Raw genomic sequence first — 21117 nt, forward strand, 5'->3', positions numbered from 1 at the left:
ATGAGGGCCTCCTGGTTCGTGAAGCGGTTGAACTCAACAGCTCCACTTCACAACCGGAGGCCCTCGCTTTTTAGCTCCTCATAGCCGTGTCGCCGAAACAACGTCCCTGGACATCACACCTAGACGGGCCAGGGACTCATCGCACGGAGTAGGCGGGCGGCGCCCCGCCGGCTCAGGCCTTCTCGAGCGCGGCGTCCAGCAGATCGCTGATCAGGTCGGGGTACGACAGCCCCGAGGCGATCCAGCAGGTCGGGAACATCGAGATCGGCGTGAACCCGGGCATGGTGTTGACCTCGTTCACATAGAACTCGGTCCCCGTGTAGAAGAAGTCGACGCGCGCGAGGCCCTGTCCGCCGATCGCCTCGAACGCCTGCGCGGCGATCCTCTGCATCTCGGCGAGCTCGCCGTCGGCGAGGTCGGCGGGGCACACCAGCTCGACGCCGGGCGCATCGAGGTACTTCGCCTCGAAGTCGTAGAACTCGCGACCGGTGACGACGATCTCTCCCGCGACGCTCACGCGCACGGGCCCGCCGTCGCGGCCGGGCAGCACGCCGCACTCCACCTCGCGGCCGACGATGGCCTTCTCGACCAGCACGAGGCCGTCCTCGGCGAAGGCGATGTCGAGCGCGGCATCCAGATCCTCCCAGCGCGACACCTTGGTGACGCCGACGCTGGAACCCGCCTCGTTCGGCTTGACGAACACCGGCAGGTCGAGCGCACGCATGCGGCGCTCCCAGAGACCGCGGTCGCGGGCGAGGTCGGCGCGCGTGACGGCCACCCAGGGCACCACCGGCACGTTCGCGGCGCGGAGCACCTGCTTCGTCACGTGCTTGTTCATGCCGATCGCCGACATCAGCACGCCCCCACCGGCGTACGGGATGCCGAGCAGCTCGAGCAGACCCTGCACCGTGCCGTCCTCGCCGAAGCGGCCGTGCAGGATCGGCAGCACGACGTCGACCTCGCCGAGCGAGCGCGTGCCCTCGGCATCCGTCACCGTCCACTCGCGCGAGAGCGTCGAGTCGGGCAACCGCACGCGGGTGCCGTTGTCGCGCACCTCGGGCAGGGCGGCGGGGATCAGCGCGAACTTGTCGGGGTCGTCGTCCTCGAGGATGAAGGCGCCGTCGCGGGTGATGCCGACGGGGATGACCCGGAAACGGTCACGGTCGATCGCCCGCAGCACCCCTCCCGCCGTGGCGGAACTGATCGAATGCTCGCTGGAGCGCCCGCCGAAGAGCACCACCACCACCGGTCTGGTCATTCTGCGTCCTCTCGCCCTGCGGCTGGTCGTCGTCTGTCGTCAGGTGCGGCGCGATGTCACGGGGATCCATCGTCCCGTCGAGCACCATCTTCACCTGCTGCACGATGGGCATGTCGACACCGACCTGCTTCGCGAGCTGGAGCACGGGGGCAACGGATGCCAGCCCCTCGGCGGTCTGCTGCATCTGGGTGACGACCTCTTTGTAGCCGTACCCCTGCCCGAGCAGTCGCCCCGCCGTGTTGTTGCGGCTGAGCGGCGACTGGCACGTCGCGATGAGGTCTCCCAGTCCCGCGAGGCCCTGCAGCGTCTCGGGCTGCGCGCCCTGCGCCACGGCGAAGTCGGTCATCTCGACGAGGCCGCGCGTGATGATCGACGCCTTGGTGTTCTCGCCGTACCCGACCCCGTCGACGATCCCGATCGCCACGGCGATGAGGTTCTTCAGCACGCCGCCGAACTCGGTGCCGATGACGTCGGTGTTCACGAAGGAGCGGAAATACCGGTTGCGCGCCCGCCGGGCGACGGCCTCCGCCGTCTCGGGGCTGAGCGAGCTGATGACGGCGGCCGTCGGCTGTTCGCGCGCGATCTCGAGGGCGAGGTTGGGACCGGATGCCACCGCGATGCGCGCCGGATCGCACTCCAGCACCTGCTCGATGACCTGGCTCATGCGCAGGCCCGACGACTTCTCGACGCCCTTCATGAGCGACACCAGCGGCACGTCGGTGTTTTCGACGAAGGGCCGGATCGCGGCGAGGTTCTCGCGCAGCGACTGGCTCGGCACCGACAGGTAGATCTGCTCGGCCCCGCGCAGCGCCTCGACGAGGTCGGTCGTCGCCGTCATCGTCCGCGGGAGGTTGATCCCCGGGAGGTAGCGGCTGTTGCGCTTGGACTCGGTGATCTCGGCGGCCAGCTCGGGTCGCCGCGCCCACATGACCACGGACGCTCCGCCGTCGGCGAGGATCTTGCCGAACGTCGTTCCCCAGCTGCCCGCTCCGACGACGGCGACCTTCGGCCCCGCGATCGGCGTCTGACTCTTACGCGTCAAGGCGGCCCGTTTCGTTCTGTCCGTGCTGCGACGGGTTCCAGCGTTCGGTGGGCGCGGGCAGTCCGCGGATGCCCGAGAGCATCTCGGTGATGCGGTTCATCATCGCGTCGGTCGCGCGGGTCAACGTCGCGGGCTGGGTGGGCGCGGCGGCGTACTCCGACATGTCCATCGCCGGCCCGAACTCGACGATCACTCGCGATCGGCGCGGGAAGCGCAGCTTGCCGTAGCGCGGCAGGATCTGCTGCACGCCCCACTGCGCCATCGGGATCAGCGGCAGATCGCCGGCGAGGGCCAGGCGCACGGCGCCGGTCTTGCCGCGCATCGGCCACAGGTCGGGGTCGCGGGTGAGAGTGCCCTCGGCGTAGACGATGACCCCGCGGCCGTCGCGGGCGATCTGCTCGGCCGCCTTCATCGACTGGTTGGCGCTCGTGGAGGTGCGCGGGACGGGCACCATGCCCGTCGCCTTCAGCGCCGCACCCAGCACGGGCACCCGGAACAGGCTCTCCTTCGCCATGAATCGCGGCGCCCGGCCGAGGCGCCACACGGCGACCGCGACGATCACCGGGTCGAACTCCGAGTTGTGGTTCGGGGCGAGCACGTACGCCCCGTCTTTCGGGAGGTTCTCGGCACCGCGGATCTCGATGCGCGCGAACAGTCCGGTCACGGGCACGATGATCGCGGCGAGCGGCCAGAAGGCGCTCGGGCGGCTCTTCTCAGGCGAGGAGGAGGTCGCCACGGTGTCAGCCCACGACGTCGAAGTCGGCGTGCAGGGCCGTGAGCTTCTCGAGGAACTTCTCGTAGCCGCGCCGGATGATGCCGATGTTGCGGACGGTCGACTCGCCCTCGGCCGCGAGGGCCGCGATGACGTAGCTGTACCCGCCGCGCAGGTCGGGAACCTCGACGTCGGCGGCGTGCAGGGGGGTCGGGCCGTTGATGACGGCGGCCTGCTCGAGGTCGCGACGCGGGACGCGGCGATCGGGGCTGTCGATGCCCTTCGGGTGCACGACGATGTCGGCGCCCATCTTGTTCAGTGCCGCGGTGAACCCGAGCCGGTTCTCGTAGACCGTCTCGTGCACGGTCGAGGTGCCGGTGGCCTGCGTGAGCGCGACGATGAGCGGCTGCTGCCAGTCGGTCATGAAGCCGGGGTGCACGTCGGTCTCGACCATCACGGGCTTCAGGGCCTCGCCGCGACGGAACAGGATGCCGTCCTCGCGCACGTCGAACCAGCCGCCGGCCTTGCGGAAGACGTTGAGGAACGTGAGCATGTCCTGCTGACGCGCGCCCTTGGCGAAGATCTCGCCGTCGGTCGCGAGCGCCGCGCAGGCCCAGGAGGCGGCCTCGTTGCGGTCGAAGATCGCGCGGTGGTCGTAGCCGACGAGGCTGTCGACGCCCTCGATGAAGATCACGCGGTTGGGCTCGTAGGAGATGATCGCGCCCATCTTCTGCAGCACGGCGATCAGGTCCATGATCTCGGGCTCGATCGCCGCGTTGCGCAGCTCCGTGACGCCCTTGGCGCGCACAGCGGTCAGCAGCACCTGCTCGGTGGCGCCCACGCTGGGGTACGGCAGCGTGATGTTCGCCCCGTGCAGGCCGTTGGGGGCCGTGATGCGGATGCCCTCGTAGCTCTTGTCGACGACCGCACCGAAGGCGCGCAGCGCGTCCATGTGGAAGTTGATGGGGCGGTCGCCGATGCGGCATCCGCCCAGGTCGGGGATGAGCGCCTCGCCGAGCAGGTGCAGCAGGGGGCCGCAGAACAGGATCGGGATGCGGGACGCCCCGGCGTGCGCGTCGATCTCCTCGAAGTGCGCGGCGACGGCGCCCGAGGGGTCGAGGTGCAGGGTGCCCTCTTCCTCGCCCTCGGTGACCGTGACGCCGTGCACCTCGAGGAGCGAACGGACGACCTTGACGTCGCTGATCATCGGGACGTCGCGCAGGGTGCTCGTGGTCTCGCCCAGGAGGGCCGCCACCATCGCCTTGGTCACGAGGTTCTTCGCGCCCTTGACCTCGACCGTTCCGCGCAGCGGACGACCGCCGCGGATGGCCAGGGTCTCGGCCGATTCCCAGTCCGGCTGTCCGGGGGTGCGGTCTCCGGAATCGGTGACGAGTGTGCTCATAGGGGGGTGGACCTCACTTCGTGGACGAGGGGCGGCAGATCGACCCGATCGGGTCGATCGGGCTCAGCGGACCGGAAGGGTCCGCGGCCGCCATGCCTCGCGGCGCGCCTCGAACTGCGTGATCTTGTCTTCGTCACGCAGCGTGAGCCCGATGTCGTCGAGCCCTTCGAGAAGCCGCCACCTAGTGTAATCGTCGATGTCGAACGAGACCTGGAGGTCGCCGACCGTGGCGGTCTTCGCGGTGAGGTCGACCATCATCCCGATCCCCGGCTGCGCCTCGATCACGGCCCAGATGCGCTCGAGGTCGTCCTCCGAGATCACGCCCGTGACCAGGCCCTGCTTGCCGGCGTTGCCGCGGAAGATGTCGGCGAACTTCGGGCTCAGCACGACGCGGAAACCGTAGTCGCGCAGGGCCCACACGGCGTGTTCGCGGCTGGATCCGGTGCCGAAGTCGGGACCGGCGACGAGGACGGATGCCGAGCGGTAGGCGTCCTGATTGAGCACGAACCCGGGGTCCTGCCGCCAGTTCGAGAAGAGCGCGTCCTCGAATCCGGTCTTGGTGACGCGCTTGAGGAACACCGCGGGGATGATCTGGTCGGTGTCGACCGCGGAACGCTTCAGCGGGGCGGCGACACCGGTGTGCGTGGTGAACTTCTCCATGTCAGGCCTCCGCCCCGGTCGAAACGGTCGCGGGCGCGTTCTGCCCGGGCAGGGGGTCGAGGTCGGCGGGGCTCGACAGCGTCCCGCGCACGGCCGTGGCCGCGGCGACGAGCGGCGACACGAGGTGCGTGCGGCCCCCCTTGCCCTGACGGCCCTCGAAGTTGCGATTCGACGTCGACGCGCACCGCTCCCCCGGAGCCAGTTGGTCGGGGTTCATGCCCAGGCACATCGAGCATCCGGCGAAACGCCATTCGGCGCCGAAGTCGGTGAAGACCTTGTCGAGCCCCTCGGCCTCCGCCTCGAGACGCACGCGGGCCGATCCCGGCACGACCATGACGCGGACGTTCTCGGCCTTCGTGCGGCCCTCGATGACGGAGGCGAAGGCGCGGAGGTCTTCGATGCGACTGTTGGTGCACGAGCCCATGAACACGGCATCCACCGGGATGTCCTTCATGGGCGTGCCGGCCTCGAGGTCCATGTACTCCAGCGCCCGCTCGGCGGCTGCGCGCTCGTTCGGGTCGGCGATGTCGGCCGGGGTCGGCACGACGTCGCTCAGCGACACGCCCTGGCCGGGGTTCGTGCCCCAGGTGACGAAGGGCTCGAGCTCGTTCGCGTCGAGGAAGACCTCCGCGTCGTAGACGGCGCCCTCGTCGCTCGGCAGGGTGCGCCAGTACGCGACCGCGTCGTCCCAATCCGTGCCCTGCGGGGCGTGCGGCTTGTCTTTGACGTAGGCGAAGGTCGTCTCGTCGGGGGCGATCATGCCGGCGCGGGCACCCGCCTCGATCGACATGTTGCACATGGTCATGCGCCCCTCCATCGAGAGGGAGCGGATGGCGCTGCCGCGGAACTCGAGCACGTAGCCCTGACCGCCGTTCGCGCCGATCTTGGCGATGATCGCGAGGATGATGTCTTTCGCCGTCACGCCGGGCTTCAGCTCGCCCTCCACCGTGATGGCCATGGTCTTGAACGGCTTGAGCGGCAGCGTCTGCGTGGCCAGCACGTGCTCGACCTCGCTCGTGCCGATCCCGAACGCCATCGCGCCGAAGGCGCCGTGCGTCGAGGTGTGCGAGTCGCCGCACACGACGGTGATGCCGGGCATGGTCAGACCGAGCTGCGGCCCGACGACGTGCACGATGCCCTGCTCCTTGTCGCCGAGCGAGTGGATGCGCACCCCGAACTCGTCGGCGTTGCGACGGAGGGTGTCGATCTGCGTGCGGCTCGTGAGGTCGGCGATCGGCTTGTCGATGTCGAGGGTCGGGGTGTTGTGGTCCTCGGTCGCGATCGTCAGGTCGAGACGACGCACGGGACGACCCTCGGCGCGCAGGCCGTCGAAGGCCTGGGGGCTGGTGACCTCGTGCACGAGGTGCAGGTCGATGTAGATGAGGTCGGGCTGTCCGTCCTCGCCCTTGACCACGAGGTGGTCGTCCCAGACCTTCTCGGCCAGGGTGCGGGGGCGGTCCGGAACGTGGATGCCGTCGATCGATGTGCTGCTCATGGTGGCGTTTCTCCTCGGAAGGGGTGTGAGGCCCGCGACGAACTCCGCGACGAGAGAGGCCTAGGACAAGGTCTCGTCGCGGCCGCTAAGGAGGAGGCGAGCGATCCGCACCCGGTCACGATACCACCGGCCGACACACCGCCTCCCGCGTAACACGGCGCCGCACGGTTGGCCCCTGCCCCGCCGCGCGTGCGAGCCTGGCCCGATCCCGAACACCTCGGGCGCGTCCCTCGGGGCGGCGCCCGGCCCGCAGGAAGGAGAGCGCCCATGGCCGCAGGCGCCGACACCGGATTCTCGACCCGACAGGTTCACGCGGGTTCCGCGACCGCTCCGGCCACGCCGCGCGCGACGCCGATCTACCTGACCGCGGGCTTCACCTTCAACGATCTCGACGAATCGGCCGCCCACTTCGGCACCGGGGCGGGTTTCGGGTACAGCCGCACCGGCAACCCGACCGTGCAGGCCGTCGAGGAGCGGCTCGCCGCACTCGAGGGCGGCGACCAGGCGGTCCTCGTCTCGAGCGGTCAGGCCGCCGTCACGGTGGCTCTTCTCGCCCTGGCCGGTGCGGGCGACCACGTCGTCGCCTCCGAGCACATCTACGAGGGGACGCGCGGGCTTCTTCTCGACAACCTCGCGCGCCTGGGGATCGACACGACGTTCGTCGACGTCTCCGACCTGGATGCCGTCCGCGCCGCCGTGACCCCGCGGACGAAGGCCCTCTTCGCCGAGACGCTCTCCAATGCGCGCAACGACGTCCTCGACGTCGCGGCCGTCGCCGCCGTGGGCGCCGAGTCCGGCATCCCGCTCGTGGTCGACAGCACCTTCACCACGCCCTACCTGCTGCGCCCGATCGAGCACGGGGCCGCGATCGTCGTGCACTCGGCGAGCAAGTTCCTGGCCGGTCACGGGGCGGTCCTCGGCGGCGTCATCGTCGACGACGGTCGCTTCGACGCCGCGGCATCCGGTCACCTCTTCCCCCACCTCGTGCAGACCGACCGTCTGGGCGGGGCGAGCTACGCCGAGAAGCACGGCCCCCGCGCGCGCGGTCAGTACATCCGCGAGAGCGTCGCGCCGCGGTTCGGGCCCTCGCCCTCGCCGCTCAACGCCTTCCTGATCGGTCAGGGGATCGAGACGCTGAGCCTGCGCGTGGAGCGGCAGTCCGCCAACGCCCTCGCCGTGGCGCAGTGGCTCGCGTCGCGCCCCGAGGTCGACCGCGTCGACTACGTCGGACTCGAGTCCCACCCGCACCACGCGCTCGGCAGGCGCTACCTGCGACGCGGCTCCGGCTCGGTCTTCACCGTGACGCTGAGCGGCGGGCTCGAGGCGGCCCGCCATCTCGTGCAGTCCGTGCGACTGATCACGCACATGACCCACCTGGGCGACGTGCGTTCGCTGATCCTTCACCCGCAGAGCACCTCGCACTCGGCCCGCACCGTCGAGGAGCGCGAGCGGGCGGGGGTGTTCCCCGGGACCGTCCGCCTGTCGATCGGCATCGAGGACGTCGACGACATCCTCGCCGACCTCGAGCAGGCGCTCGTCGGCGTGCCGGTGGCCGAGCGGGAGACGGTGGTCCTGTGAGCCGGCTCCAGCACTTCGGCTGGTTCCTCGCGCGTGGTTTCGGCCCGCACGGGTGGGGTCACCCGTATCTGCGGTGGAATCACCGCTGGACCGAGCCCGGCCTCTACCAGGACTCCGCGCGCACGCTCGAGCAGGCCGGCTTCGACCTGCTCATCATCGAGGACGCCCCCTCCCTCGGCAGTGCCGAGACCATCGACCTGCGCGTGCGCCACGCGTTCGGCGGCCCCAAGCACGACCCGCTGCTGCTCGCCCCTTACCTGTTCGCGGCGACGCAGCACCTCGGGGTCGTGCCCACGGTGAACCCCGCGGCGTACCTGCCCTACACCGCCGCCCGCCAGTTCGCGACGCTGCAGCACCTCAGCGGGCACCGCCTGGGGCTGAACGTCGTCACCGACACCGGCAGCGCGCGGCACTTCTCCACCGCTCCTCAGCTCGGACACGACGCGGCCTACGACCGCGCCGAGGACTGGCTCGACGGCATCCGTCGCCTGTGGCGGAGCTGGGGCCAGGGCGCCCTGGTCGTCGACGAGGAGTCGGGCGTGTACGCCGACGGATCGAAGCTGGATGCCGTCCGCCACCGCGGCGAGCATTTCGGCTTCGACGGTCCCCTGAACGCCGTGCCGTTCACCGACGGCGAGCCGGCGATCGTCTCCCCGGGCGGCTCGGGGCGCGGACTGTCGTTCGCCGGGCACAACTCCGACGTGCAGCTCGCGCTGGCACCCCTCGACGAGCAGAGCATCCGCGCGTACCGCGGACGCATCCACGCCGCAGCCGAAGCCGCGGGACGCACCGCGGCCGACATCAAGATCCTCTTCGCCATCCAGCCGGTGCTCGTGTCGTCGCCGGAGGAGGCCGACCGTCTGGTCGCGGCATCCGCGGATCCGTCCGACGAGGCCCTCGTCGCGATCGCGCGCAAGCAGTCGAGCGATCTCGAGACCGACCTGACCGGGCTCGACCTCGACGAGCCGCTCGACCGCTCGATCTTCGGCGAGCACGTGTCGGAGGGCAGCATCAAGCGGCTCGTCGGAAAGCACGACGACGATGCTCCCCTGCGCACGCTGCTGGCCGCGCACGCGCGCCTCGGACGACTGAACGACGGCTCGGGCTTCGTGGGCACGGCCGACGAGTTCGCCGACCGCATCGAGGAGCTCGGCACCTGGGGCAACGACGGCGTGCTGCTGTGGGGAGACCTGCATCCGGTCACCGTGCACCGCGTGCTCGACGACCTGGTGCCGATCCTGCGCCGGCGCGGCATCCTGCGCGAGGAGTACGTCGGCGGCGGCCTCCAGGCCAACCTCCGCGCGTTCTAGATTCCGGGGCGGCGGGAACCCCTCGTCCCACTTGTGGCCGGTGAGCGCGCGCTCGACCGGCCATAAGTGGGACACGCATTCCTAAAACTGGGACGAGAGGCCGGCACCGCCTCGTCCCCTCCCCGGCGGTCCCGCAGGCATTCTCGACGGCGGATGCCGCCCGCCCGGCCGAGCCCTCTCGTCCCCCCTATGGCCGGTCAGCGGGCGCACGACCGGCCATAAGTGGGACACGCACCGCCAGAAGTGGGACGAGCGGGCGACGCGGGCCGCGCACGACGCCGACGCCCCGCGCGCGGGTCAGTCGCGCTCGGGGCGCTCCACCGTCGAGGGGGTGCCCTTCTCGTCGGCGACGTCGGCGGCGGCATCCTGACGCCCCGCCGCCGGCTCGCGACGCGCGGCGATCAGGCTCGCGACGGTGGCCACGGCCATCGACACGATGATCACCGCGAGCGACACCCAGGTCGAGATCTCGGGCGCCCACTCGATCGGCTCCCCGCCGTTGAGGAACGGCAGCTCGTTGACGTGCATCGCGTGCAGGATGAGCTTGACGCCGATGAACGCGAGGATGAACGCAATGCCGTAGTGCAGGTACTTCAAGCGGTCGAGCAGGTCGCCGAGCAGGAAGTACAGCTGACGGAGCCCCATGAGGGCGAAGAGGTTCGCCGTGAAGACGATGAACGGGCTCTGCGTGATGCCGAAGATCGCGGGGATCGAGTCGATCGCGAAGAGCAGATCGGTCACGCCGATCGCCACGAACACGATGATCATCGGGGTGAACAGCTTCTTGCCGTTGACGCGGGTGATGACCTTCTTGCCGTCGTAGGAATCGCTCATCGGCAGCACGCGACGGAGCGTGCGCACGATGAGGTTCTCTTTCTGGGCGTCGTCCTCGTCGTCTCCGGGGAACGCCTGACGGATCGCGGTGTAGACGAGGAACAGACCGAAGAGGTAGAAGATCGGGCTGAAGTTCTCGATGATCGTCGCACCGACGAGGATGAACGCGCCGCGCAGGATCAGCGCGATGATGATGCCCACCATCAGCACCTCCTGCTGGTACCGGCGCGGCACCGCGAACTGGCCCATGATCAGCACGAAGACGAAGAGATTGTCGATCGAGAGGCTGTATTCGGTGAGCCAGCCGGCCACGAACTGCCCCGCGACCTCTCCCCCGGCGACGATCCAGAGCACGCCGGCGAAGATGAGGGCGAGAGTGACGTAGAAGACGACCCAGAGCGTCGACTCCTTGGGCGCGGGGATGTGCGGACGCTTGAGGATGATCAGCAGATCGGCGATCAGGATGACGACCAGCACCACCAACGTAATGGTCTGGAAGAGCGGGTCGAGCTGCAGCTCCATCACGGGGCCTTTCGTCCGGGGAAACGCTCGAGTCTATCGAGCGATCGCGGGAGAACCGGGGCTTGTGCGCGTACTGCGCATTGCGCGCGTACCCGGTTGAGACGATCCGCCCCGCGCGGACACCTCTCAGTGAGAGAGTGCTCGCAGAGCCTCGCCCGGACGAGAGATGGATGCCGATGACCGACGACGTGATCGACGACAGGGCGCTGGTCGCGCGCGCCGCCGCCGGATCCGATGAGGCGTTCCGCACCCTCTACCGTTCGTACGTGCGGCCGGTCTACTGGGTCGCGTTCGGACTGGTCGGGAATGCCGCCGACGCGGAGGATGTGACGCAGGAGACCTTCGTCACCGCGTGGCGGAAGATCCCCTCCCTGCGCCTCGAGGGGGTGTCGCTCCTCCCCTGGCTCGCGACAATCTGCCGCCTGCAGGCGCAGAACCGCTTGCGCGCGCGCCGCCGCCACGGGTCGCACGCGCAGCTGGATGCCGAGATCCCCTCCCTCGTCGACGTCGAGGCGCAGGTCGTCGAGGCCGAGACGGTCGCCGCGATCCTCGCCGCCGTCGACCGGTTGAGCGAGCTCGACCGGGAGATCTTCCGGCTGTGCGCGGCGGAGGGCTACGGCTACGAGGCCGCCGCGGCCTCGCTGGGCGTCACGCACGGCACGGTTCGCAACCGCCTCTCCCGCATCCGGTCCCGGATGCGCGCCACCGCGATGGAGACCGAGACCTCATGAACACCCCCGCCCTTCCCACCCTTCCCGCCGACCGAGCGGATGCCATCGAGACCGCCGTCTTCGCTCGGATCGCCGACGAGCGCGACCGCCGTCGTCGTCGCCGACACGGCGTCTGGACGGGCGTCGGCGCCGCCGCCGCCGTCGTCGTGGTGGCGGCGATCGTCGGACCCGCGCTGAGCACCACCTCCGGAGTCAGCGGGTCGTCGACCGTCGCCGGCGCAGCGGACAGTGCGCCGGAGGGCGCGACGACCGATCAGTCCGCGCAGGGCTTCGCCGGCTCGGAGGCGGGTTCCGTACCCGCGGCCCCCGACCAGAGCGGGGCAGGAGCCCGGTCCGATGCGTCCTCCTCGACCGCCGCCGCAGGGCGGGAGATCGTCGCCACGGGATCCAGCACGGTCGCCGTCGACGACATCGGCGATGCGGTGCGGGCGATCGGCGACGCCGCCACCGCGGCCGGCGGATACGTCGAGTCGTCGCAGCTCGGCGACGGCGGGGTCGCGATGCCCCTCGACGCGGCGACGAGCGGCGCGACGCCCTCCTCCGGTTGGATCACCGTCCGCGTCCCCGCGGATGCACTCGCCAGCGCGATGGACGGCCTCGGCGCCGTGGGCGAGGTCACTGCGACCAGCGTGACCCGGTCCGACGTCACCGATCAGGCGATCGACCTCCGCGCGCGGGTGGCCGCCGGCGAAGCCTCGGTCGCCCGCCTGACCGAACTGATGGCGCAGGCCGGTTCGGTCTCCGACCTCATCGCCGCTGAGTCGGCCCTCGCAGAGCGCCAGGCGCAGCTCGACAGTGATCGGCAGATCCTCCAGTCGCTGTCATCGCAGGTGGCGATGTCGACGCTGACGGTGCAGCTGACCGCGCGCGCGGCATCCGTCGCCGCCGACCCCGCGGGCTTCGGCGACGGCCTCGCGGCCGGATGGAACGGGCTCGTGGCGACGCTCAACGGGGTGGTCGTCGGGCTCGGGTTCCTGCTGCCCTGGATCGTCGTGGCGGGCATCGTGGCCGCTGTGGTGTGGGGCGTGCGTCGCGTCGTCCGTCGTCGCCGCGCGGCCCGCGCGGACTGACCACCCGGGCGCGCGGCGCCCTCCCTCCGCCCTCCACGCGTCGTTGCAGGACGCACGGCGCCTCGCCCCCGGGCGGTGGGGCCCAACCCGCACACGCGGCATCTCGTCCAGCCAGAGTCGCCGACAACGAGAAAGAGCCCCGACCATTCGGTCGAGGCTCTTTCTCGTGTTGGTGACCCCAGCGGGATTCTCCCTCCGCCCCCTCCACGCGTCGTTGCACGACGCGCGGAGCCTCCGGGCGGTGGGGCCCAACCCGCACACGCGGCATCTCGTCCGGCTAGAGTCGCCGACAACGAGAAAGAGCCCCGACCATTCGGTCGAGGCTCTTTCTCGTGTTGGTGACCCCAGCGGGATTCGAACCCGCGTTACCGCCGTGAGAGGGCGGCGTACTAGGCCGCTATACGATGGGGCCGCGTCGCAACGTGTTCAAGTATGCACCACGAATGACGCGCACGCAAAATCGAGGCCGAGCCACCGATATCCCGGGCGTGTCCGGCAACGGTACCGCGAACGCGCGGCCCTGGGAAGACCCGTTAGGCGATGTTCACCCCGGGCGCCAGCACTTGCCGCTCTCCCCGGCCGGGAGTTGACTCGGAGCATGCGCCTCACGAAGCACGAACACGCGTCCCTCGTCGTCGTCGAAGGCGGGCACACGCTCGTCATCGATCCGGGCAGCTTCACCTCGCCCCTCGAAGACCTCACCGGGCTGGTGGGGGTGGTCATCACTCACGAGCACGCCGACCACTGGACCCCCGAGCACCTCACGCGCCTGCAGAAGGCGCATCCCGACGTGCCGATCTACGGTCCGGAGGGCGTGCGCAACGCCGCCGCGGGATTCGACGTCACCGTGGTGCACCCGGGTGACAGCCTCGACCTCGGTCCGTTCCACCTCGAATTCTTCGGCGGCCGCCACGAGGTGATCCACGAGTCGATCCCCGTGGTCGACAACGTCGGCCTCCTCGTCAACGACGCCCTCTACTACCCCGGCGATTCCTACGCCGTGCCGAAGCACAAGAAGGTGGCCCTGCTCGCCGCCCCCGTCGGAGCGCCGTGGCTCAAGATCGGCGACGCGATCGACTACGTCCTCGCGGTGAAGCCCGAGCGCGTGTTCGCGACGCACGACATGACCCTGTCGGTGGCGGGCAAGCAGATGGGCGACGCCCGCCTGACGTGGGCCGTCGAGCAGAACGGCGGCTCCTTCGTCGACCTGAAGCCGGGCGACTCGGTCGAGGTCTGATCGGGTCGATACCGTGCCTCTTCACGTTGCCGGCGCCTGGCCGACGATCGCCGCGCTGTCATGAGCAACGCCGGTAGACGGATTGCGCCGCTGCTCCTCGTCGGCGTCGCCGTGCTCGGAGGGTGCGCGGCGCCTGCCGCGGAGAGCGGCGCCGACGGCGGGGCTCGCACCACCGTCGACACGTTCTTGCGTGCCGTCGCCGATGGGCGGTTCTCGGAAGCCCTCCCGCTGACGACGCTCGGCGCCGACGGATTGATCTGTCCCGCTCTCGCCCAGGATTCGAGCACCTCGAAGGCGATCGCCGCGCCGGAGGTGACGGAGCTTCAGGTAAACGGAGCCACGGCGACGGCGACAGTCGACTATCAAGCTCCCTCGGCGACGACGATCACCCTCGCGCTCACGCGCGAGTCGGACGCCTGGCGCATCGCCTTCCCCGACGAGTGGCTGCTCGCGGTCGGCTTCGACGGCCCGACGGTCGCCCGGGTGTCGATCGACGACGCCTGCGACCTCCCCGTGACGGACGGCCGCGTCGACGGCCCCGCCTGGCCGGGTCGGTATCAGGTGACGGTCTCCGACCCCACCGGAGTGCTCGAGCGGTCCGAATCGTTCCTCTACGACGTGCCGGACGGATCGACGACGGGCCTCGACGTCGACCCGCTCTCGCTCCCCGCGGTTCCCGAGGACGAGCTCGCCCTCGTGCAGTCGGAGGCCGCTCCCCTGCTCCGGGCGGCGTTCGAGAAATGCGCGGACGCCGCGTTCTCCGGATCCTCGTGCCCCCCGGCGCTCGAGGGCGTCACCGCCGCGGGGACGGACGCCCCGAGTGACGGGTACCTCGCCATCGACCGCCTCTTCACCGATGACGGGGAGTCCTGGCGGTTCGACTCGGGAACGGGCTCGCTCGCTGTGACGAAGGACGGAACCCCGACGACGATCGAGTTCCGCTACACCGGGACCGTTTCGCGCGGCGCGGACGGCGCCCTCTCGCTCGCGTTCGACTGACCGGTCACGTCTTCACCGAGAACACCGGATGCCACGAGCCCTGGGGCCCGTGGCATCCGGTGTTCTGAGAATCAGTGCTTACTGCGCGTCGAGGTCGGTCTCGAGCAGAGCGACGAGCTCGTCGAGCGCCTGCTCGGCACCCTCACCCTCGGCCTTGAGCGTCACGACGGTGCCGTGACCGGCACCGAGGCCCATGAGCGAGAGGATGCTGCCGGCGTTGAGGTCGGGGCCGCCCTGGGCCGCGATCGTGACGGGGACCTTCTTCTCCTGCACGGCCTGCACGAAGAGCTTCGCGGGGCGGGCGTGGAGGCCCGAGGCGCTGGCGATGGTGGCCTGACGTTCTGCCATGGTGAATCCTTCCGATTCGACGGGGGTGTTTACGCGGCGACCGTGGCCACGGGAGCGGCCTCGGTGACGGCGGCGTCCTTGGTGCTCCGGCCGATGCCCTTGAGGGCGACGACGATCAGCGCCGTCACGACCGTACCCACAATGATCGCGAGGGGGAAACCCCACACGGGGTTGATCGCGAACAGCACGAAGATGCCGCCGTGCGGAGCGTATGACTGCACGCCGATCAGCATGCTGAGTCCACCGGTGATCGCGCCGCCCACCATCGAGGCGGGGATGACGCGCAGCGGGTCGGCCGCGGCGAACGGGATCGCACCCTCGGAGATGAAGGAGGCGCCCAGCAGCCACGCGGCGGCACCGTTCTCGCGCTCGACCGGGGTGAACTTGCCGCGGGCGAGGATCGTCGAGGCGAGGGCCATCGCGAGCGGCGGGACCATACCGGCGGCCATGACCGCAGCCATGATCAGGTACGGAGCGGTGTTCGTCTGGCTCGCCGCGGCGAGGCCCGTCGTCGCGAAGACGTAGGCGACCTTGTTGACCGGGCCGCCGAGGTCGAAGCACATCATGAGACCGAGGATGACGCCGAGGACGATCGCGCCGGCACCGCTGGAGGCGAGGCCCGTGAGGCCGTCGGTGAGCGCCGCCATGAGCGCGGCGATCGGGCGACCGAGGAACAGGATCATCAACCCCGACGCGAAGATCGAGCCCAGGAAGGGAACGATGACGACGGGCATCAGTCCGCGCAGCCAGCGGGGGGCGTCGAAGCGACCGAGCCACCAGGCGATGAAACCGGCGAGCAGACCGCCGATGATGCCGCCGATGAAGCCGGCGTTCATGAGCACCGCGACGGCGCCGGCGACGAAGCCGGGCGCGATGCCGGGGCGGTCGGCGATCGCGTACGCGATGAAGCCCGCGAGCACGGCGACGATGAAGCCCATCGACGTCGCACCGATCATGAAGGCGACCGAGCCGAGGTACTGGCCGATCGGGCCGAGCGGCGAGGTCAGGTTCTCGGTGGGGAGGTCCCACAGCGAGTTCTGGATGATGATGTTCGCGGCATCCTTGGTGACCTGGTAGCCGCCGAGCAGGAAGCCGAGCGCGATCAGGAGACCGCCACCGGCGACGAACGGGATCATGTAGCTCACACCGGTGAGCAGCCAGCGCTGGATGCGACGGCCGACCGACTGCTGCACCACGGGGGCGTCCGACGCGGATGCCGCCGCGGCACCGCCCTGCACACGGGCGGCGTTCGGGTTCTCGCTGGCGGCGAGTGCCTCGGCGATGAGCTGCTTCGGCTGCTCGATGCCGCGCTTGACGCCCGCGCGGACGACGGGCTTGCCCGCGAAGCGCTGCGGCTCGCGCACGTCGACGTCGACCGCGAAGATCACGGCATCGGCGTCGTCGATCACGCTCTGCGGGAGGGCCTTGTAGCCGCTCGAGCCCTGCGGCTCGACGATGAGGTCGACGCCCTCGGTCTCGGCCCCGGCGGCGGTGAGCGCGTCGGCGGCCATGAAGGTGTGGGCGATGCCGGTCGCGCACGCGGTGACGGCGACGATCTTCTTCGTCTTCGTGGCGGTGGCGGTGCGCGCCTCGGCGCGGGTGGCGGCCGGGGCCTCGGCAGCGGCGGCAGGAGCGGGCTCGGGCGCCGGGGTGACGGCATCCGTGATGATGCGGACCGCCTCGGCGGGGGTCGAGGCCGCGCGCAGGCCCGACATGAACTGATCGTTCATCAGGCTACGGGCCAGCTGCGACAGCACCGCGAGATGGGCCTCGTCGGCACCCGCGGGGGCGGCGATGAGGAACACGATGTCGGCGGGACCGTCGGGAGCGCCGAAGTCGACGCCCGGGGTGAGGCGGGCGAAGGCGAGGGTCGGCTCGGTCACCGACGCGCTGCGCGCGTGCGGGATGCCGATGCCGCCGGGCAGGCCGGTCTCGTCCTTCTGTTCGCGGGCCCACGCGTCGTCGAAGAGTTCCTGGGCGCTCGTCGCGCGGCCCTGCGCGACGACGCGCTCGGCGAGGGCGCGGATCACCGACTGCTTGTCGGTGCCCAGGGGCGCGTCGAGGGTGACGAGCTCCGGAGTGATGATGTCGGACATTGTCAGTGACCTTTCGTGGTCAGGATGTTGCGAGTGGGGTGGCGAAGGCGGAAACGGCGATCGGACCCGGGGGCAGATCGGCCGGAGTGGGGGCTTGCGTCCCCGGCAGGGTCGCGGCGGCGGCGCCGTAGGCGATGCTGCGCGCGAGGCGGTCGGGGGCCGAGGCCCCGTCGAGATCGGCCAGCAGGTAGCCGGCGAGCGAGCTGTCGCCCGCCCCGACCGTGCTGGCGACCTGGATCTTGGGGGCGCGTCCGCGCCAGGCGCCCTCGGCCGTGAAGAGCAGCGCTCCGTCGGCACCAAGGGTCACGAGAGCGGATGCCACGCGCCCGGGCACGAGGGCCGTGGCTCGTCGCGTCGCCTCGGCGAGCACGTCCGCGTCGCCCGCGGCATCCTCGCCGACGAGCTCGGCGAGCTCTTCGTGGTTGGGCTTGATGAGGTCGGGACGCGCGGTCTCGACGACCGCCGCGAGGGCCTCGCCCGAGGCGTCGACCGCGACGAGCGGGGCCTTCGAGCCCCAGCGATCGCGGACGGCGTCGATGAGGTCGGCGTAGAACGTCGCCGGGACGCCGGGCGGGAGCGATCCGGCCAGGACCAGCCAGGTCGCGCCCTCGGCGGCCGCGACGACGCCCGCGGTGAGGGCGGCCGACTCGGCGGCGGCGAGCGTGGCGCCGGGGAGGTTGAGCTTTGTCGTCTCGCCGCTCGGGTCGGTGATGGTGAGGTTGGCGCGGGCGCGGCCCGCCACCTCGACGAGGTCGAGGGCGATTCCAGTGTCTTCCAGCAGCAGCCGGTACGGATCGTGGGCGTTCACGGGAACGACGGCGCGGGCGGGGGCCCCGGCCGCCGAGACGACGCGGGCGACGTTGACGCCCTTGCCTCCGGCGTCTTCTCGCGACGACAGCGCGCGCTGCACCTCGCCGGGCTGCAGGGCCTCGGAGAGCACCACCGCGCGATCGGCGGAGGGATTGGCGGTGAGGGTGACGATCATGCGACACGCACCTCGACATCGGCGTCGGCGAGGGCCTCGGCCAGGTCGGCGGGCGGAGCCGCATCGGTCACGAGAACATCGATCTCGTCGAGCTGGGCGAAGCGCACGAGCAGTTCCTCTCCGAACTTGGCCGCGTCCGCGACGAGGACGACGCGTCGGGCCGATTGGATGATGGCGGCCTTGACGGCTGCTTCGTCGGGATCGGGCGTGCTGAGGCCGAAACCGGCGCTGAGGCCGTTGGTGCCGACGAAGGCGAGGTCGGGACGCAGCTGACCGATGGTGCGCACGGTGTGCGCGCCGACGGCGGCGGCGGTGACGCCGCGGACGCGTCCGCCGATGGTGGTGAGCGACAGGCGATCGTCGGCGGAGAGCACGTGGGCGGCCTCGAGCGAGTGGGTGACGACCTCGACCCCGCCGATGCCCGCGCCCAGCGCCTCGGGCAGCAGGGCGGCCACCGCCGCCGGCGTCGTCCCCGCGTCGAGGAAGACCGATCCGCGGAAGTCGGGGCCGAGCAGGTCCACCGCGGCGGCGGCGATCGCGCGCTTCGCGTCGCCGTGTCGTTCGCGACGCTCCGTGAGGGGGGATTCCGCGGTGCTGGCGCGGCCGATGTCGACGGCGCCGCCGTGCACGCGGCGGAGGGAGCCCAGGCTCTCGAGGCGATCGAGGTCGCGACGAACCGTCTCGGTCGTCACGTCGAAGCGACGGGCGAGATCGACGACGCTGACACGTCCGACATCGCGCAGTTCGCGCTCGATGAGCTTCTGGCGCTCCATTGCGTACACGGGATCTCCTTCGAAGATTCCCACACAGTACAACATGAAGCCACATAGAGCAACAGAATGTGGGCACACGGCAAAAGACGGGGCCGCCGCGCCTCGCGCGCCGCGACCCCGCCTCCCGTCAGCGCTCCCCTAGGGCGCGACCACCGAGATCGTGAAGGCGACGTGCGTCCCGTCGGGGCCCGTCACCGTGGCCCCCGTCGTGCCGACGGCGCGCACCTGGAACCCGGGCCGGAACACGGCCCCCTCGGACGGGCCACCCGCCGAGAACTCGGCGATCGAGAGGTCGGACGTCGAGCCCGTCCACTCCGCCTCGGTCCCGTCGGGGACGTCGAGCACGAGTGCTCCCCCGATCGCGACGGTCACCTCGGTTCCGGCGAGGGTCGCGGGCGAGACGACGTCGGGGGCGAGCACCTGCTGGTCCGGGGTGCGGGACGGCGCCGCGGTGACGGGTGCCGGCAGCACGGGAGCGGGATCGGATGCCGCCGGCGCGCAGCCCGCGAGAGCGAGGGGCAGCGCGACCGCGGCGACGACGAGGGCGGAACGCTTCACGGTGACCTTCTTCACGCAAATGGGAACGGAGCGAGCGGGGCATCCGCCCCGCACGCGTCCGACGGTCAGTCGGACTCGGCGGTCGCGCTCGGCGAGGGGATCGGCACCTCGATCGAGGCGACGGAGCCGTCGACGAGTCCGAGCAGCGCGGAGGGCGAGGCGTCGGGCTGGTCGTCGTCGGGCAGCATCTCGGCCGCCGTGCGCGCGCGCACGGGTTCGCCGGGCAGGCCCGCCCACTCGCTCGGTTCCTCGGGTCGCTGAACGAAGAGTCCCATGGGCCCAGTGTCGCGTCCGCGCTTCGGCGTGGGCTGTGAAACCGTCGGACCTGGCTCCCCCGGCTCCCCGCCGCCTTCACGACAGGGGGTGCGCCGCGAAGAAGTCCTCGATGATCCGGGTGGCCGAGATCGTCTGCGTCGTGGCGCCCGGTCCGCTCGTCGCCGTGGCGCCCGGCCAGGTGTGCCCACCACCCTCGATGCGGTAGTGCATCAGAGCGCCGCGTCCCTGGCATCCGCACCACTGCTGTTGCGTGACGTCGGATCCGATCGCGGTCCGCGTCGGGGACGAGGCGCAGCCGCTTCGCTGCGCCTGCTCATCGAGCCACTGCGTGACGGGTTCGAGGGCGGCCGCGTGACTGGTGCCGCCGTCGTACGGGATGACGGGGTCGGCGGTGCCGTGGAATTCGACCACCGGCACGGCGGGGACGGTCGGGCAGGCGGGGTCGTCCGCGGGGTAGATCGCCCCCGACACGACCGCGAACGCCGCGATGCGCGCGGGCAGCCGGCACGACAGGAGCGAGACGAAACCGCCGCCGTTGGAGATTCCCGCGGCGAACACCCGGGCGGTGTCGACGCAGAGGTGGGCCTCGAGGTCGTCCAGTAACGCGCCGACGAAAGCGACGTCGTCCTGTCCCGACGCGTAGGGGGCGCCCTCCCACCCGTTCTGCGGGTCGCTCCCGGCGGGTTGCGGGTAGAGCACGAGCGCGTCGCCGTCGTCGAGCCCGCTGAAGCCCTCGAGCTTCTGCGTCGACATGCCGTGACCGACGAAGGCCAGGATGACGGGCGTCGGGGTCGAGCCGTCGTATCCGTTCGGCACGTGCAACTGCGCCGTGCGCGTGCCGCCCGCGACGCTCACCGACCGCGTCGAGCTCGACCCGGCGGGGGTGGCATCCGCTCCGCAGCCCGAGGTGCCCGTAGCGCCCGATGTGCCCGCCGTGCCCGACGCGCCCGCGGATCCCCCGTCGCGGGCGGCGGTCACGAGACCCCCGGCGCCGTCGGCGGAGGCGACCGGTCCGGCGCAACCCGAGAGGGCGAGGGAGACGACGAGAACGAGGAGGAGCGAACGGGCACGCACGCGCGAGACAGTACGCCGCCTACCCCAGACGACGCGCGCGAGGTCACCCTCGCCCTCGCCCGCTGCCCCCGCGGTCACCGCGGCAGGTCATCGAAACCGTCGAGCTCGCGCGCGGTCGTGCGTCACCGCCCCGCGCCGGCGCCGCCGCCGAGGCAAA

Annotated in this window: 20 protein-coding genes and 1 tRNA gene; 6 read left to right on the top strand and 15 right to left on the bottom strand. The window is 70.9% G+C overall.

Annotated features, from left to right (window positions below; all coding sequences use genetic code 11):
* Positions 1-172 precede the first annotated feature (172 nt).
* The 6 genes from AB1K56_RS14400 to leuC form a co-directional block, all read right to left on the bottom strand.
* Positions 173-1258, bottom strand: coding sequence for a D-alanine--D-alanine ligase family protein (locus AB1K56_RS14400; protein ID WP_371206202.1), 1086 nt, complete (start codon positions 1256-1258; stop codon positions 173-175).
* On the bottom strand, positions 1158-2300 hold the full coding sequence (locus AB1K56_RS14405) for an NAD(P)H-dependent glycerol-3-phosphate dehydrogenase (protein WP_371206203.1): 1143 nt from the start codon (positions 2298-2300) through the stop codon (positions 1158-1160). Before AB1K56_RS14405 ends, AB1K56_RS14400 begins: the two co-directional genes overlap by 101 nt.
* Positions 2290-3036, bottom strand: a complete 747-nt coding sequence (locus AB1K56_RS14410) for a lysophospholipid acyltransferase family protein (protein WP_371206204.1) — start codon at positions 3034-3036, stop codon at positions 2290-2292. Before AB1K56_RS14410 ends, AB1K56_RS14405 begins: the two co-directional genes overlap by 11 nt.
* A 4-nt stretch (positions 3037-3040) precedes the next feature.
* On the bottom strand, positions 3041-4414 hold the full coding sequence (gene murA / locus AB1K56_RS14415; RefSeq protein ID WP_136585426.1) for a UDP-N-acetylglucosamine 1-carboxyvinyltransferase: 1374 nt from the start codon (positions 4412-4414) through the stop codon (positions 3041-3043).
* A 63-nt stretch (positions 4415-4477) separates the two neighbouring features.
* Positions 4478-5074, bottom strand: a complete 597-nt coding sequence (gene leuD, locus AB1K56_RS14420) for a 3-isopropylmalate dehydratase small subunit (protein WP_371206205.1) — start codon at positions 5072-5074, stop codon at positions 4478-4480.
* A 1-nt stretch (position 5075) separates the two neighbouring features.
* Positions 5076-6569 carry a 3-isopropylmalate dehydratase large subunit gene (leuC, locus tag AB1K56_RS14425; RefSeq protein WP_371206206.1) on the bottom strand — a complete coding sequence of 498 codons (1494 nt, stop codon included), beginning with the start codon at positions 6567-6569 and terminating at the stop codon, positions 5076-5078.
* A 267-nt stretch (positions 6570-6836) separates the two neighbouring features.
* Here leuC and AB1K56_RS14430 point away from each other — a divergent pair, with 267 nt between their 5' ends.
* Positions 6837-8147 (top strand): O-acetylhomoserine aminocarboxypropyltransferase/cysteine synthase family protein, encoded by a 1311-nt coding sequence (locus AB1K56_RS14430; protein ID WP_371206207.1) that lies wholly within the window; start codon positions 6837-6839, stop codon positions 8145-8147.
* Positions 8144-9457, top strand: coding sequence for an LLM class flavin-dependent oxidoreductase (locus AB1K56_RS14435; protein ID WP_371206208.1), 1314 nt, complete (start codon positions 8144-8146; stop codon positions 9455-9457). Before AB1K56_RS14430 ends, AB1K56_RS14435 begins: the two co-directional genes overlap by 4 nt.
* 297 nt (positions 9458-9754) lie before the next feature.
* Here the strand turns inward: AB1K56_RS14435 and AB1K56_RS14440 are convergent, their stop codons facing one another.
* Entirely contained in the window at positions 9755-10813 is a 1059-nt protein-coding gene (locus AB1K56_RS14440) for a TerC family protein (RefSeq protein WP_371206385.1), read from the bottom strand.
* A 176-nt stretch (positions 10814-10989) separates the two neighbouring features.
* Between AB1K56_RS14440 and AB1K56_RS14445 the strand changes: the two genes are divergently transcribed.
* Both AB1K56_RS14445 and AB1K56_RS14450 read left to right on the top strand, forming a co-directional pair.
* Positions 10990-11544, top strand: coding sequence for an RNA polymerase sigma factor (locus tag AB1K56_RS14445; protein WP_371206209.1), 555 nt, complete (start codon positions 10990-10992; stop codon positions 11542-11544).
* Positions 11541-12614, top strand: a complete 1074-nt coding sequence (locus AB1K56_RS14450; protein ID WP_371206210.1) for a DUF4349 domain-containing protein — start codon at positions 11541-11543, stop codon at positions 12612-12614. The genes AB1K56_RS14445 and AB1K56_RS14450 overlap by 4 nt, the downstream gene beginning before the upstream one ends.
* 336 nt (positions 12615-12950) lie before the next feature.
* Here the strand turns inward: AB1K56_RS14450 and AB1K56_RS14455 are convergent.
* Positions 12951-13026 (bottom strand) — tRNA-Glu (locus AB1K56_RS14455).
* Positions 13027-13212: 186 nt separating this feature from the next.
* On the opposite strand from AB1K56_RS14455, the gene AB1K56_RS14460 reads away from it, so the two are divergent.
* The gene (locus AB1K56_RS14460; RefSeq protein WP_371206211.1) at positions 13213-13851 is read left to right on the top strand and encodes an MBL fold metallo-hydrolase; all 639 of its coding nucleotides are present in this window, start codon (positions 13213-13215) and stop codon (positions 13849-13851) included.
* A gap of 60 nt (positions 13852-13911) precedes the next feature.
* Positions 13912-14850, top strand: coding sequence for a hypothetical protein (locus AB1K56_RS14465; RefSeq protein ID WP_371206212.1), 939 nt, complete (start codon positions 13912-13914; stop codon positions 14848-14850).
* 78 nt (positions 14851-14928) lie between these two features.
* Here the strand turns inward: AB1K56_RS14465 and AB1K56_RS14470 are convergent, their stop codons facing one another.
* From AB1K56_RS14470 to AB1K56_RS14500, 7 genes are all read right to left on the bottom strand, one after another.
* On the bottom strand, positions 14929-15198 hold the full coding sequence (locus AB1K56_RS14470; RefSeq protein ID WP_058623374.1) for an HPr family phosphocarrier protein: 270 nt from the start codon (positions 15196-15198) through the stop codon (positions 14929-14931).
* 29 nt (positions 15199-15227) lie between these two features.
* The gene (locus tag AB1K56_RS14475) at positions 15228-17294 is read right to left on the bottom strand and encodes a fructose-specific PTS transporter subunit EIIC (protein WP_371206213.1); all 2067 of its coding nucleotides are present in this window, start codon (positions 17292-17294) and stop codon (positions 15228-15230) included.
* 19 nt (positions 17295-17313) lie between these two features.
* The gene (locus AB1K56_RS14480; RefSeq protein WP_371206214.1) at positions 17314-18279 is read right to left on the bottom strand and encodes a 1-phosphofructokinase family hexose kinase; all 966 of its coding nucleotides are present in this window, start codon (positions 18277-18279) and stop codon (positions 17314-17316) included.
* Positions 18276-19061 (bottom strand): DeoR/GlpR family DNA-binding transcription regulator, encoded by a 786-nt coding sequence (locus AB1K56_RS14485; protein WP_264630993.1) that lies wholly within the window; start codon positions 19059-19061, stop codon positions 18276-18278. The genes AB1K56_RS14480 and AB1K56_RS14485 overlap by 4 nt, the downstream gene beginning before the upstream one ends.
* Before the next feature lie 129 nt (positions 19062-19190).
* Positions 19191-19610: a hypothetical protein gene (locus tag AB1K56_RS14490; protein WP_371206215.1), complete on the bottom strand. Its 420-nt coding sequence runs from the start codon at positions 19608-19610 to the stop codon at positions 19191-19193.
* A 65-nt stretch (positions 19611-19675) separates the two neighbouring features.
* Positions 19676-19885 carry a hypothetical protein gene (locus tag AB1K56_RS14495; RefSeq protein WP_371206216.1) on the bottom strand — a complete coding sequence of 70 codons (210 nt, stop codon included), beginning with the start codon at positions 19883-19885 and terminating at the stop codon, positions 19676-19678.
* 76 nt (positions 19886-19961) lie between these two features.
* A complete protein-coding gene (locus AB1K56_RS14500) occupies positions 19962-20960 on the bottom strand; it encodes a PHB depolymerase family esterase (protein WP_371206217.1) in 999 nt (332 codons plus the stop codon).
* Positions 20961-21117: the final 157 nt, after the last annotated feature.

Source organism: Microbacterium sp. BWR-S6Y (genome assembly GCF_041379845.1).
GTDB classification, from domain to species: Bacteria; Actinomycetota; Actinomycetes; order Actinomycetales; family Microbacteriaceae; genus Microbacterium; species Microbacterium hydrothermale.

Coding starts and splice junctions, on each gene's coding strand:
- AB1K56_RS14400 (WP_371206202.1), bottom strand. CDS start 1,258: ATGACCAGACCGGTGGTGGTGGTGCTCTTCGGCGGGCGCTCCAGCGAG.
- murA (WP_136585426.1), bottom strand. CDS start 4,414: ATGAGCACACTCGTCACCGATTCCGGAGACCGCACCCCCGGACAGCCG.
- leuD (WP_371206205.1), bottom strand. CDS start 5,074: ATGGAGAAGTTCACCACGCACACCGGTGTCGCCGCCCCGCTGAAGCGT.
- leuC (WP_371206206.1), bottom strand. CDS start 6,569: ATGAGCAGCACATCGATCGACGGCATCCACGTTCCGGACCGCCCCCGC.
- AB1K56_RS14430 (WP_371206207.1), top strand. CDS start 6,837: ATGGCCGCAGGCGCCGACACCGGATTCTCGACCCGACAGGTTCACGCG.
- AB1K56_RS14440 (WP_371206385.1), bottom strand. CDS start 10,813: ATGGAGCTGCAGCTCGACCCGCTCTTCCAGACCATTACGTTGGTGGTG.
- AB1K56_RS14445 (WP_371206209.1), top strand. CDS start 10,990: ATGACCGACGACGTGATCGACGACAGGGCGCTGGTCGCGCGCGCCGCC.
- AB1K56_RS14450 (WP_371206210.1), top strand. CDS start 11,541: ATGAACACCCCCGCCCTTCCCACCCTTCCCGCCGACCGAGCGGATGCC.
- AB1K56_RS14460 (WP_371206211.1), top strand. CDS start 13,213: ATGCGCCTCACGAAGCACGAACACGCGTCCCTCGTCGTCGTCGAAGGC.
- AB1K56_RS14465 (WP_371206212.1), top strand. CDS start 13,912: ATGAGCAACGCCGGTAGACGGATTGCGCCGCTGCTCCTCGTCGGCGTC.
- AB1K56_RS14470 (WP_058623374.1), bottom strand. CDS start 15,198: ATGGCAGAACGTCAGGCCACCATCGCCAGCGCCTCGGGCCTCCACGCC.
- AB1K56_RS14475 (WP_371206213.1), bottom strand. CDS start 17,294: ATGTCCGACATCATCACTCCGGAGCTCGTCACCCTCGACGCGCCCCTG.
- AB1K56_RS14480 (WP_371206214.1), bottom strand. CDS start 18,279: ATGATCGTCACCCTCACCGCCAATCCCTCCGCCGATCGCGCGGTGGTG.
- AB1K56_RS14495 (WP_371206216.1), bottom strand. CDS start 19,885: ATGGGACTCTTCGTTCAGCGACCCGAGGAACCGAGCGAGTGGGCGGGC.